Origin of the sequence: Jeotgalibacillus soli (assembly GCF_000829435.1) — a bacterium.
Classification (GTDB): Bacteria; Bacillota; Bacilli; order Bacillales; family Jeotgalibacillaceae; genus Jeotgalibacillus; species Jeotgalibacillus soli.
The window spans coordinates 263870-276279 of record NZ_JXRP01000006.1 but is presented as its reverse complement, the minus strand read 5'-3'; the positions used below and the strand labels follow the sequence as shown (position 1 = coordinate 276279).

Below are 12410 nucleotides of genomic sequence, written 5' to 3'. Positions count from 1 at the left end.
TTAAATGCTATTTTGTTCCATCTGCCACTGTATTTAAAGGATCCATCATAAACGAGAAGGAGCGTCTTTCCTGTGAATCAGTCCCACTCACATTTCGATTGCGAAAACAGATAAATTCCATCATCCAAATGACACTTACAACAATAAAGATCCAGTCCGTAATTACCATGCACAACCGCCTTCCTTACTACTCTCCCAAATAAATACAACGAATATTCTGAATTATTAAGGCGGAGCAGTTGACACATCTAGTCTACTCTTTATAATACCCAAACGATCGATCCTTCACACCTTTATTATGATGCAATCTCCTTCCAACTGAAAGAATGGATGCTTTTAAAATGGGCATAAAAAATGACTGCCTTCTCTTTCACTGAGAAGACAGCCTTGAATGGCCTATTAAGCAGTTTTTTCAAAATCATCATCCACGTGAATGGGTCGTATTCCAGCTTCACTTGCTTCAAGTCGTCTGCGAACAGCAACAAAGTAAGTGACGATAATGACCATCGTAATAAGTGCACCGCCTATATATGAATAGAGGATCGGTAAACGGAAACCAATTTCAGCATTTAAAATATAGGTGAATGTGACCATTGTAATAAAGACGGCCGGTACAACGGCAATCCAGTGATTCTTTCTTTGAAGCGCCAAATACATCGCTCCAACCCATAATGCGATCATGGCTGTAGACTGATTTGCCCAAGAGAAATATCTCCATAGCAAGTTAAAATCAATCTGCGTTAATGCAACCGAGATCACAAACAAAGGAGCTGCAATCCAAAGACGGCTTAAAATTTTCTTTTGTTTTACATTGAGATAGTCAGCAATGATCATACGCGCACTTCTAAATGCTGTATCACCCGAAGTAATGGGCAAAACAATAACCCCAAGAATAGCCAGTGTACCTCCGATTGCTCCAAGTGCTGCAATCGATACTTGACTAACAACAGCTCCAGGCCCCGGTCCGCCCGGCCCAAGAATGTCATTTAGTTCTTGTCCGCTGAACATCGCCATACCTGCTGCAGCCCAAATCATGGCGATAATCCCTTCAAGAATCATCATTCCATAGAAAATTTTACGTCCTTGTTTCTCTTTTTGTGTCGTTCTTGAAATAATCGGTGACTGCGTTGCATGGAAACCAGATAAAGCACCGCATGAAATGGTTAGGAATAATAGAGGGAAAATTGCAAGACCACCAGGATGCATGTTTTCTAGTGAAATTTCTGGAATTGGAGCTCCCTGTACGACAAGTGCACCGCCAACCCCCAATGCACTAATAAGCAGCAATGCACCAAAAATCGGATAAAGACGGCCAATGATTTTATCTACTGGCAGCATCGTTGCGGCAATATAATAAATAAAGATGAGTGTCACGATCACGCCCATCGAAACCCAAGCCGGCGTAAGATCCGCAATAAGTGCTGCAGGCGCTGTTACAAACACCGTACCAACAAGAATTAATAAAAGAATAGCAAACGCATTTACGACATGCTTAAATGCCTTTCCTAGAAACTTACCCGCAAGCTCCGGTAAATGAGCTCCACGATTACGAATAGAGATCATTCCTGTTAAATAATCATGAACCGCACCGGCAAAAATACAGCCAACAACAATCCAAATAAATGCAACTGGACCGTAAAGCGCACCCATTATCGGGCCAAAAATCGGGCCGACCCCTGCGATATTAAGAAGCTGTATCAATGAATTTTTTGATGTTTTCATTGGAACATAATCGACGCCGTCAGCTTTTGTATAAGCCGGCGTCAACCGTTCCTCTTTTACACCAAAAACCTTTTCTACAAATTTGCCATACGTAAAATAACCGATAATTAAAATCGCAATAGATACGAGAAAGGTAATCACATAAGTTCCTCCTTCATTTAATGAATACGCTTTCACTATAACGATTAAGGTCATATTTTGGACATATTCGGATTATCAGGAGGAAAATTCGAACTAAAAGGTGAAAAATCATGACTAACAAGCACAGCTATAGTTCCAAATGGTCTCGCAGCTCCTTTACATAATTTCTGCTCACTGGAATTTGTTCTTCTACATTTTTTAATTTAAGCTGATAAACACTTGTACTCCAAGACACAAGCTCTTCTACCTTTTCTGTATTAATAATATATCCTTTATGAACACGAAAAAAAGAATAGGGAGAAAGCTTCTGTTCAAGCTCTTTTAACAATAATTTGGAAGTAAAAGTGCCGCTTTCTGTTACTAGATATGAATCCCTTCCTTCACGGTAAATATAGATGATATCCTTTGGATTTACATATGAAATTCGATCTTCAAGCTGGACAGCCAATTTCCCGGCTGATGCTTTGGATTGATTGACCTTCTCTCGGTTATCCAGTTGGATAAGTCGTTGAACCGTTTCTGCTATTTGTTCTTCATCAAAAGGCTTTAGCAAATAATCAACAGCCTCCAGCCGAAATGCTTTAACGGCGTAATCGGGGTAGGCTGTAGCAAAAATAACTACGGGCGGCTGCTTAAGCTTTTGGAGCGTTTTTGCGAGTTCAATTCCATTCATACCTGTCATTTCAATATCAAGAAAAAGTACATTTGGTTCAAATTTTAATATTTGCTCAAGACCTTGTTCTGCGGAGCTGGCCTCAGCAATTACCGTAATTTCCTGATGGTTTCCCAGCAAGTAAATTAACTCCTGTCTGCTAAAGGGCTCATCATCAATGACAATAGCTTTTAATCCCATTTGCTTATCCCGCTCCTTCTATTATATTTGGTTGATTTTTAGTTATTTTAAAGGTGATGCTTGTCCCTTCACCTGCTGATGAACGAATGTTCAACGCGGCATTCTCAGACAGCATTTTTTTTAAACGCTCATTTACATTATATAGTCCAATACCTGTGCCGCTTTCCGATTCCACCTGCTGTGTCATTAATTGCTGCAGCCTTTCCTTCGGTATACCTGCCCCATTATCTTGAACCATAACCTGTACAAAGGAATCTTTTTGTTGGATTGATAACTGCAGCACACCGTCACCCAATTTCGATTTTAATCCATGTTTGATTGAATTCTCTACTAAAGGCTGCAGAGTCATAGAAGGGACCGTTGCTGAAAGAGCCTCTTCGTCCAAATCATACAAAACATTTAAACGATCCTGGAATCTTGCTTCTTCTATTGATAAATAGGATTTCACGTGGTCTACTTCTTCCTTTAAGGTTGAAAATGATTTCGTTGATCCTGCAAGATTTTGTCGAAAAAATGAAGATAATGCTATGAGAAGCTTTCGAGCATGAGCCGGATTTGTACGTATCAATGAAACAATCGTATTCATGGCATTAAATAAAAAATGAGGACTTACCTGCGCCTGCAATGCTTTGATTTCCAACTCCTTTGCTAATGCCCGGTGCTTCTCTCCTTCTGCTATTTCAAGCTGTTGACTAAGTAATGTAGATAGTCCTTGAATAAGCTCCATCATTATGGGAGAAATATCACGCACTGACTGAAAATACACTTTAAGCGTCCCGACTGTAACCTCTTGCTGCTTAAGAGGGACAATCACAGCCGCATGAAGAGGGCAATTCTTCTCATTGCACTGGATAGCTTTTTTTCCTACAGTCATTCCTTGACCATTCTCAATCACCTTTCGTGTTGCTTCCGTCCGAATATCGTGTGCTGGTCTATGATGATCCTCTCCTTTTCCAATATGAGATAAAATATGATCTCGATCCGTTATGGACACAGCCAACGATGGGATTTCTTTATACAAAATAGCGCATACAGCCGAAGCAGAAACCCCAGTTAATCCTTTTCTCATATGAATAAGAGTGGAATTGGCAATACGCAGCGCTTTTTGCGACTGTACTGCCCCCATTTTTTCCTCCTCCTGTACAACGCTTCGAATGATTAAAATAAAGAGAGCTGTACCTAAAGCATTGGCTGCAATCATCGAAAGGCCAATATCCTGAACAAGTGCCATTGCTTTATCAAAAGGTTTTGCCACAGCTAAAATAACGAGCATTTGAACAGCTTCAGCTGCACCGCCCACAATAAATGCAACCTGGGGCGTAACCATTCCGTCTTTTTGTTGACGCTTCGCTACAATCCCTGCAATGACCCCTGCAATAATGGTTGCCACACCGCAAGCAATCCCAGTAAATCCCCCTAGAAATATTCGATGAACACCTGCGATGATCCCGGCTGAAACACCAATTTTCCAACCTCCAAGCAAGCCTGCTACGACAATGCCAAGAACGCGGGAATTAGCAATCGCTTCATCTTCACCAAGCACTCTAGTCCAGCGTTCAATGGAATTTTCAATCGGGTTTATAACCAGCCCCATATACGTTCCAATAATGCCAAAACAGCCAAAAATGATGACAAGCCAAAGCTGCTGCCTGCGATCAATGACAGCCTGTTGATCCAGCAAACGGCGAAAGAAAGAAACTCTTGTTAACACAAAGGCAACCGTAACAATAATGCCTAGACGTTCAATCATGGATAATACGAGCAATTTGCTCACCTCTATTTTTTCTAAAATTCTACAAACGCTTAATTAACGAATGGTAACGCTATCATACTTTCTTCTTCAAGCATTATAGCAGGTGTATGTCAACTGCGCACGGTATGGTATGATGTCTCTAACTTTATTCATTGAGAAGGAGCTTGACAATGAACTGTAAAGGAATAGAAGTATACGGACCTGTCATTGATGATGAAACTCGCTGTACACATTACCACTCTGTAAAAGACATCATTGCTATTAAGTTTTACTGCTGCAAAAACTATTTTCCATGCGTTGAGTGTCATAAAGAAGATGGCTGCGGTAAGTATGCAGTATGGCCAATGAAGGAGTTTCATGAAAAAGCTATTTTATGCGGATCATGCGGTTCGGAGCTTTCAATTGATGAATACCTAAATTGCCAATCAACATGTCCACAATGTGAAGCAGCCTTTAATCCCGGATGCAGTTTGCATAAGCATTTTTATTTTGAGGTTTAATGATACGGCGGATAGATAATTACCGACATTAAAACCTACCGAGGAGGTTGTCGAAAAAACATGTTTTTTGGATATTTTTCAATAAATCACTCCAAATGATACAATAACTCCTCACCTTTCTATTTTATAATTATCGTTATATGAGGAGGTGCTGAAGCATGATGAAAGAGTTTAAAGAGTTTGCGTTGAGAGGAAATGTACTGGACCTTGCTGTTGCAGTCGTCATCGGTGCCGCTTTCGGAAAAATCGTTACTGCACTCGTTGAAACCATTATTATGCCTCTTGTTGGAATCTTAGTTGGCGGGATCGACTTTACTAGTCTCGAATTGTCTATTGGAGGGGCAACCGTTTCTTATGGCGTCTTTCTTCAAGCTGTCGTTGATTTCATTATCATAGCCTTTGCTATTTTTCTATTCGTAAAATTGCTGAATCGCTTTAAACGTAAAGAAGAAGAAAAAGAAGCCGTCCCAATCCCTGATCCTCAAATCGAGATCTTGAGGGAAATTCGTGATCTATTAAAACAAAATGAGGCAAAATAATGGAAAGAGCTCCTGTTATATAAGATAAGCAGGAGCTTTTTCCATCTCAGCGATTCACACAGCAAAAGGATTGAATACAAGTAAAAGAAGACCCTCTTTAGCTTTCTTTTTTAAGTAAAGAGAGTCTTCTAGAGCTATAACGTATAATTCAATCCCGATTTTAAAATAATTTTGAAACAAATGCCCGAGCAGCTGATCTTGGATCATTTGCCTGGCTGATTGCAGAAATCACGGCAACACCATCCGCTCCACTCTGCATCAGCTCTGTGACATGCTCCTGGTTAATTCCTCCAATCGCAACGCGGGGAATAGCAGGAACCGCTTGCTGCAAAAGGCGCACGGCTTCTGGCCCGATCGCATGCTTTGCATCTTCTTTTGTAGAGGTAGAGTAAATAGGACCGATCCCTAAATAATCCACTTCTGTTTCACTGACGGCCAGACCTTCATCTGCGCGGCTTACTGATAGTCCAAGAATGGCTTTTGGAAATGCTTTTCGGACAATACTAATATGCTCATCATCCTGCCCTACATGAACCCCATCAACACCCAGCTGATCTGCTAAATCAAGATCGTCATTGACGATAAACGGCAGCTTATTTTTTTGACAAAGCGATTGCAGCGCTTTTGCCAGTTCAAGCTTTTCTTGCCCCTGAAAAGACCCCGTTCCTTTTTCTCTAAACTGGAAGCAGGTGATGCCTCCTTGAATCGCCTCTTCAAGCGTCCAAATCGGATCATGCAGACAGTTTTGACTGCCCATAATAAAATATAGTCCGAGCTGATCTTTTATCTTTGTCATACTGTACCGCCTTCCGTTACAATCCCTTGCTTTATCCACTCTGCCTCTGAGAGCTCATACAATGCATCTCGGAAATAAAACTCAAAATCTCCCGGACCTTTCGGCTTTCTTTCCATCGCCTTTTCAGCCGCTACACTGTAAAAGGAAGCAGCGGCGGTACATACTTCTATAGGATCGCTTTCACGATTTGCTGCTAAAAATGCTGTTATAACAGAGCCCAGCACACAGCCAGCACCTGTTATTCTGGTTAGCATCTCCGTACCATTTTCTGTTATAAGGGTGCGTGAAGGACTTGAAATTACGTCTTTTTCACCCGTTACGACAACGATCATGTCAAGCTGCTTTGCGGCATTTTTGGCTAATTGAACCACGTCACCTTGGCCGACGGAATCCACGCCCTTCATTCCCCAATGCTGATTCGTTACAGCCGCTATCTCTCCTCCATTCCCCCGCAGTACACTTATCTTTACTTCTGAGAGAATTTTGTTCACTGCATTCGTTCGATACGAGGTTGCTCCGGCCCCAACTGGATCCAGCACGACCGGAATGCCGGCCTTATTCGCTGATTTACCAGCTTCAAGCAGTGTTTCAAGCTGCGCCTCCTGCAGGGTTCCTATATTGAGTAGAACACCCCCTGCCACCTGTGCAAGTTCTCTAGCATCTTCAGGGTGACTCGACATCACCGGGGATGCACCCAAGGCAAGCAGTCCGTTAGCTGTCTGCTGGATCACCACTTGATTGGTAATATTCATGATTAAAGGCTGTTTCTCTCTTACTTGATCAAGCATTCCTTTTAATTGTTCAATCATTTTTTGCTGCTCCTTTTACCCGGCGATGAGCCATGTGGTTCGTTGGACCATTTCCTTTTCCAAGGCCCCATGTATGCTCAATTGCCAGCTGAATAAATTGCTTTGCCGTTTTTACTGCATCAAGCAGTGTGTACCCTTTAGCCAGTTCCGCTGCAATAGCCGCAGAGAACGTACAGCCGGTTCCGTGCGTATGACGGGTATTAATTCTTGGCGTAATCAATTCATGGAAGGAAAAGCCATCATAAAACAAGTCAAATGCATCTCCTTCCATATGACCTCCCTTCACCACAACTGAACCGGCTCCAAGATCATGAACAATGACCTTTGCCGCTTCTCTCATATCATCAACTGTCTTCACCGGAGAACCTGTCAGCGCCTCGGCCTCTGGAAGATTAGGCGTAACGACGGTTGCTAGCGGCAGCAGTGATTCCTTTAAGCTGGCAACAGCCTGCTCATCAATTAAATGATGCCCGCTGGTTGCCACCATCACAGGGTCCATTATGTACTGCGTTTGTTTACTTTTTATACGGCTTGCGACAATCTCCATCATTTCTGCAGTTGCAATCATACCCGTTTTGATTGCATGAGGCTGAATATCAGAGAACACGCTCTCTAGCTGTGCCGCAAGCATGGATAGAGGCAAATGGTGGATATCAGAAACACCTTGAGTATTTTGAGCAACAACGGAAGTGAGGATTGACATTCCATACACCTCAAGCTCCTGAAATGTTTTTAAGTCCGCCTGTATCCCTGCACCACCCGTTGGATCCGTTCCTGCAATCGTTAATGCAACCGGAAATCGATTCATTTTTATTTCCTCCTCACTTGGATAAAAAATTTCTTTAATACTACTCTCCATCATCAAAAAAGCCACTCCTTGTGATCACAAGGAGTGGCTGTCTTAACATCATAAATTAACAGAACCGACTCCACATTTCCTACGCTAGTGTAATCTAGATCAGGTTCAAAGGGACAAGTCTGCAATTAGTAGACTATCTCAGCCAAAACGGCACCCCTAGTGGATGAAAGAATGAAATTATATACAACATATCAAGTCAGAATGGATACTGTCAATCAAATGCTTAATAGGAGAAGAGAAACACGATGTCTTCTCTAAAAATGACATTAACCAATTAATAACGTAGACTTTTACATCATTAAACGTTTTTCAGTTTATTTTCCCTCAATAAAGCTGATTTGAGTATGACAAATGTTATTTCCATTCCTTTTTTCTCCACGAATTTAATAATCCTATTAAACATGGGCTGTCAATGCAGATATCAAAAATAAATTTTTATTTATTTCCCTTTAAAACGACAAGATTAGTCATATCTTTTATTTATTTCCCAAAATTCAATAGGATTAAAGATTGTCAGATCGGGAAGAATCAATTATACTAAACACCATATTTAGTATGAAGATAAAACCAATAACACTATATATAGTACATTCCACTTGAATAGGTGCCGAGTAAGGCATAATAGGGAATCTGGTGTGAATCCAGAACTGTACCCGCAACTGTAAATGCATAGAAACTTGTCGAGCCACTGTGATGTCATCATGGGAAGGGACTTGAATCGTCGTAAAGCATAAGTCAGGAGACCGATCTATTCAATAACGTGCTATCTTCTTCGGGAGGTGAGAAGGTAGGATGAGGAAGCAATAGGATCTATTTGCATCTGCCTATTTCTTTTATCCATCCTGCGTTCACCTCCAAAGGTGGACTTTTTTATTTTCAAAGCTATGTTAAAGATCATTGTTGAGTTTGGCACTAGATTGATTGGAGCGGAGGGCTTGAGACTCCTGCTTAGAGAAGCGAGTGAAAGGGAGACCCCGAAGGCCCGTCATGAGCCGAGGAGTCTCCCGGACCGCCTGCGGAAAGCGAGCGCCTTAAGCTGAAATCAACAGGTAAATTTAACAGTATTATTTTCAAAAATGAATGGAGGATAAATGATGAAATCAACAACAATCTCTGTATCTGCCTACCACACTCTCCACAATTGGACGACAGAACAACTGACAAATTACTTTTCTACCAAAACGGAACGCTTCCCTGCCTTGAACGCTGCACCAATAGTGGAAAAAATTACGCAGCAGCTGGAGCATAAACAAGACTACACGCTCCACCAAGCAACGCAGCTCATGATTTTAGCAGCATTAGACGGCATCTCCATTGAAGAACCAGATTGGACGTTTGTCGCAGCTGAGCTTTTACGTGACCGCTTGTATGATCAAGCAGCACAATCACGCGGACATGATCCAGGCCAACCATATGGCTCATTTGTTCAATTAGTTCATACTCTTACGGATATGAATCTTTATACAGCGCGATTAAGAGATTCCTATTCGGATGAGGAGATTGAGCAGATCGGAAGCTTCATTGAGCCAGAAAAAGATCAGCTTTTTACATACATCGGTCTTGTGACATTAGCAGATCGCTATTTAACAAAGTCTCGTGAGAAAGAAGTGTACGAGCTTCCGCAGGAGCGTTTTATGGTCATCGCGATGACCTTGATGATGCAGGAACCAAAGAATAGAAGGATTGGGCTTGTTAAAGAAGCCTACTGGGCTTTATCGAATCTTTATATGACAGTCGCAACACCGACCTTGTCAAATGCAGGAAAAAGCTACGGTCAGCTTTCCAGCTGTTTTATTGATACCGTAGAGGATGATCTGCGCAGTATTTACGATTCCAACACGGACATTGCCACATTAAGCAAAAACGGAGGCGGCATTGGTGTATACCTAGGGAAAATCCGCTCCCGAGGCAGTGATATTAAAGGGTTTAAAGGAACCTCTTCAGGCGTGATCCCTTGGATGAAGCAGCTGAATAATACGGCTGTCAGCGTCGATCAGCTCGGACAAAGAAAAGGAGCTGTTGCTGTTTACTTGGACGTTTGGCATAAAGATATTTTCTCTTTCTTAGACGTCCGGTTAAACAATGGAGATGAGCGTTTACGTACGCATGACCTTTTCACAGGTGTTACCATTCCTGATTTATTTATGGAAGCTGTTGCAAACAGATCTGAATGGCACTTATTTGATCCGCATGAAGTTCGTCAGGTTATGGGGTATTCATTAGAGGATTATTTTGATGAGCAGGAAGGACAAGGGAGCTTCCGGGATAAATACCAGGAATGTGTGGATCATCCCGTCCTGTCGCGCCGCACAGTTCCAGCCATTGACATTATGAAATCCATCATGATTTCTCAATTAGAAACCGGTACGCCGTATATGTTTTACCGCGATACGGTTAATCGCATGAACCCAAATCAGCACAAGGGAATGGTATATTGCAGTAATCTTTGCACAGAAATCATGCAAAATATGAGCGCAACGACGATGACGGAGGAATATGTAAAAGACGGTTCGATCATTACGGTTAAATCACCTGGTGACTTTGTGGTATGCAACCTTTCCTCTATCTCGCTGGCTCGTGCCGTTTTCGCAGACGTACTTCCGCGGCTTGTGCAAATCCAGGTACGCATGCTTGATAATGTCATTGACCAAAATACACTGCCTGTTCCTCAAGCGGGCATCACGAATAGAAAATATCGCAGTGTCGGCTTAGGTACATTCGGCTGGCATCATCTTCTAGCGAAAAAGGGCATTCGCTGGGAAAGTGACGAAGCAGTAAATTATTGTGACGATTTGTATGAAGAGATTGCTTATTTAACAGTGGAAGCAAGTATGAATCTTGCGAAGGAGAAAGAAGCCTATCCTGTCTTTGAGGGTTCTGACTGGCAGACAGGGGAATATTTCACAAAACGCGGCTATACATCTAACCGCTGGGATGAGCTGCGTGAGCAGGTAGCTGAGAACGGCGTACGTAATGGCTACATGATGGCTGTTGCTCCAAATTCATCGACATCGATTATCGCTGGCTCTACAGCAAGTATTGATCCAATTTTCCGCAAACAATATTCTGAGGAGAAAAAAGACTACCGTATTCCTGTAACAGCGCCTGACTTAAGCCCTGAAACGACGTGGTACTATCAGTCTGTGTATTTACTTGATCAACACTGGAGTATTCGTCAAAATGCTAAGCGTCAGCGGCACATCGATCAAGCAATCTCCTTTAACCTTTATGTACGAAACGATATTAAGGCGAAAGAACTGCTTGATTTACATCACCATGCATGGGAATCCGGATTAAAGACGACTTATTATGTTCGCTCGACTTCAGATGTGGAAGCAATCGAAGCTTGTGAAAGCTGCCAAAGCTAAGGAGGATCTACACATGACCACAAATCATCTAACAAAGCGGACCATAATGGATGCAGACGCACCTAACCGCTCGACTGGGATCGTTAACGGCAAAAGCTCCAACATTTTAAACTGGGATGATGTACGGTATTCATGGGCATACCCTAAATATAAAACGATGCTGTCAAACTTTTGGACTCCTTTTGAAATCAATATGGGGAATGATATTAAACAGTTTCCTCAGCTGACAGATGCAGAGCAGGAAACATTTTTAAAAATTATCGGCCTTCTCGCACTGCTTGATAGTATTCAATCAGACTATGCAGGAAAAGTGGCAGACTATTTAACGGACTCCTCATTAAATGCACTGATGATAATGCTTGCGCAGCAGGAGGTGATTCATAATCATTCCTATTCTTATGTACTGTCCAGTATCGTATCAAAACAGCAGCAGGATGAAGTATTTGAATACTGGCGGACTGAGCCAACACTTAGAAAACGCAATGATTTTGTTACGAACGGCTATAAGGCTTTTGCTGAGGAACCAACTGTTGAGCATTTTGCCCAATCGATCGTATATGATGTCATTTTAGAAGGACTGTTTTTCTACTCCGGGTTCGCCTTTTTCTATAACCTGGCACGAAATCAAAAAATGGTCTCCACCTCTACGATGATCAACTACATCAATCGCGATGAGCAGATTCATGTAGGATTATTTGAAAAGATCTACAAAGAGCTGCTGGAGGAGCATCCATCCATTCATACAAAGAAACACGAGGAATTCGTGATCAACACCTTCCGCCAAGGAGCCGAGCTTGAAATTGCCTGGGGCCGTGAAGTAATCGGCAATAGATTTGATGGCATTACCATGAACGAGCTTGAGCAATATATTCAATATATGGCCAATAAGCGCTGTCATCAGCTTGGACACGGCAGAAACGTATTCCCTGATGCACCGATTCAAAACCCTCTTCGCTGGATTGTGGCTTACCAGGAGGTTGACCAAGGAAAAACTGATTTCTTCGAACAGAAATCCAGACAGTATACAAAAACATCTGATGCAAATGGGTTTGATGATTTGTAAGATTGCA

General features: G+C 42.1%; 11 protein-coding genes and 2 riboswitches. Of the genes, 4 read left to right on the top strand and 7 right to left on the bottom strand.

Annotated features, from left to right (window positions below; all coding sequences use genetic code 11):
• Positions 1 to 7: 7 nt before the first annotated feature.
• The 4 genes from KP78_RS19860 to KP78_RS02160 all read right to left on the bottom strand — a co-directional run bounded on the left by KP78_RS19860 (position 8) and on the right by KP78_RS02160 (position 4466).
• The gene (locus tag KP78_RS19860; protein WP_157841423.1) at positions 8 to 169 is read right to left on the bottom strand and encodes a hypothetical protein; all 162 of its coding nucleotides are present in this window, start codon (positions 167 to 169) and stop codon (positions 8 to 10) included.
• Positions 170 to 399: 230 nt separating this feature from the next.
• Positions 400 to 1863, bottom strand: coding sequence for a carbon starvation CstA family protein (locus KP78_RS02170; RefSeq protein ID WP_041085870.1), 1464 nt, complete (start codon positions 1861 to 1863; stop codon positions 400 to 402).
• Between the two features lie 127 nt (positions 1864 to 1990).
• Complete coding sequence (locus tag KP78_RS02165) at positions 1991 to 2716, bottom strand: LytR/AlgR family response regulator transcription factor (protein WP_041085869.1); 726 nt, start codon at positions 2714 to 2716, stop codon at positions 1991 to 1993.
• A gap of 4 nt (positions 2717 to 2720) precedes the next feature.
• Positions 2721 to 4466, bottom strand: coding sequence for a sensor histidine kinase (locus KP78_RS02160; protein WP_041086112.1), 1746 nt, complete (start codon positions 4464 to 4466; stop codon positions 2721 to 2723).
• A 173-nt stretch (positions 4467 to 4639) separates the two neighbouring features.
• Here KP78_RS02160 and KP78_RS02155 point away from each other — a divergent pair, with 173 nt between their 5' ends.
• Together KP78_RS02155 and mscL are read left to right on the top strand one after the other, a co-directional pair.
• The gene (locus KP78_RS02155; RefSeq protein ID WP_041085867.1) at positions 4640 to 4969 is read left to right on the top strand and encodes a CHY zinc finger protein; all 330 of its coding nucleotides are present in this window, start codon (positions 4640 to 4642) and stop codon (positions 4967 to 4969) included.
• 158 nt (positions 4970 to 5127) lie between these two features.
• Positions 5128 to 5508 carry a large conductance mechanosensitive channel protein MscL gene (mscL, locus tag KP78_RS02150; RefSeq protein ID WP_041085866.1) on the top strand — a complete coding sequence of 127 codons (381 nt, stop codon included), beginning with the start codon at positions 5128 to 5130 and terminating at the stop codon, positions 5506 to 5508.
• 160 nt (positions 5509 to 5668) lie between these two features.
• Here the strand turns inward: mscL and thiE are convergent, their stop codons facing one another.
• From thiE to thiD, 3 genes are read right to left on the bottom strand one after another with little or no spacing between them, the layout of a single operon-like run.
• Positions 5669 to 6304 carry a thiamine phosphate synthase gene (gene thiE / locus KP78_RS02145; protein WP_041085864.1) on the bottom strand — a complete coding sequence of 212 codons (636 nt, stop codon included), beginning with the start codon at positions 6302 to 6304 and terminating at the stop codon, positions 5669 to 5671.
• Positions 6301 to 7113: a hydroxyethylthiazole kinase gene (thiM, locus tag KP78_RS02140; protein WP_041085862.1), complete on the bottom strand. Its 813-nt coding sequence runs from the start codon at positions 7111 to 7113 to the stop codon at positions 6301 to 6303. Before thiM ends, thiE begins: the two co-directional genes overlap by 4 nt.
• Entirely contained in the window at positions 7106 to 7921 is an 816-nt protein-coding gene (gene thiD, locus KP78_RS02135) for a bifunctional hydroxymethylpyrimidine kinase/phosphomethylpyrimidine kinase (protein WP_041086110.1), read from the bottom strand. The genes thiM and thiD overlap by 8 nt, the downstream gene beginning before the upstream one ends.
• Positions 7922 to 8030: 109 nt before the next feature.
• A riboswitch (TPP riboswitch) is annotated at positions 8031 to 8140 on the bottom strand.
• Positions 8141 to 8557: 417 nt separating this feature from the next.
• A riboswitch (cobalamin riboswitch) is annotated at positions 8558 to 8738 on the top strand.
• Positions 8739 to 9066: 328 nt separating this feature from the next.
• Between thiD and KP78_RS02130 the strand changes: the two genes are divergently transcribed.
• Together KP78_RS02130 and KP78_RS02125 are read left to right on the top strand one after the other, a co-directional pair.
• Positions 9067 to 11340 carry a ribonucleoside-diphosphate reductase subunit alpha gene (locus KP78_RS02130; RefSeq protein ID WP_052474479.1) on the top strand — a complete coding sequence of 758 codons (2274 nt, stop codon included), beginning with the start codon at positions 9067 to 9069 and terminating at the stop codon, positions 11338 to 11340.
• Between the two features lie 13 nt (positions 11341 to 11353).
• A complete protein-coding gene (locus KP78_RS02125) occupies positions 11354 to 12403 on the top strand; it encodes a ribonucleotide-diphosphate reductase subunit beta (RefSeq protein WP_041085860.1) in 1050 nt (349 codons plus the stop codon).
• Positions 12404 to 12410 lie beyond the last annotated feature (7 nt).

Excerpts from the sequence above, each read along its gene's own strand:
- KP78_RS19860 (WP_157841423.1), bottom strand. The coding sequence starts at position 169 with ATGGTAATTACGGACTGGATCTTTATTGTTGTAAGTGTCATTTGGATG.
- KP78_RS02165 (WP_041085869.1), bottom strand. The coding sequence starts at position 2,716 with ATGGGATTAAAAGCTATTGTCATTGATGATGAGCCCTTTAGCAGACAG.
- KP78_RS02160 (WP_041086112.1), bottom strand. The coding sequence starts at position 4,466 with ATGATTGAACGTCTAGGCATTATTGTTACGGTTGCCTTTGTGTTAACA.
- KP78_RS02155 (WP_041085867.1), top strand. The coding sequence starts at position 4,640 with ATGAACTGTAAAGGAATAGAAGTATACGGACCTGTCATTGATGATGAA.
- mscL (WP_041085866.1), top strand. The coding sequence starts at position 5,128 with ATGATGAAAGAGTTTAAAGAGTTTGCGTTGAGAGGAAATGTACTGGAC.
- thiE (WP_041085864.1), bottom strand. The coding sequence starts at position 6,304 with ATGACAAAGATAAAAGATCAGCTCGGACTATATTTTATTATGGGCAGT.
- thiM (WP_041085862.1), bottom strand. The coding sequence starts at position 7,113 with ATGATTGAACAATTAAAAGGAATGCTTGATCAAGTAAGAGAGAAACAG.
- thiD (WP_041086110.1), bottom strand. The coding sequence starts at position 7,921 with ATGAATCGATTTCCGGTTGCATTAACGATTGCAGGAACGGATCCAACG.
- KP78_RS02130 (WP_052474479.1), top strand. The coding sequence starts at position 9,067 with ATGAAATCAACAACAATCTCTGTATCTGCCTACCACACTCTCCACAAT.
- KP78_RS02125 (WP_041085860.1), top strand. The coding sequence starts at position 11,354 with ATGACCACAAATCATCTAACAAAGCGGACCATAATGGATGCAGACGCA.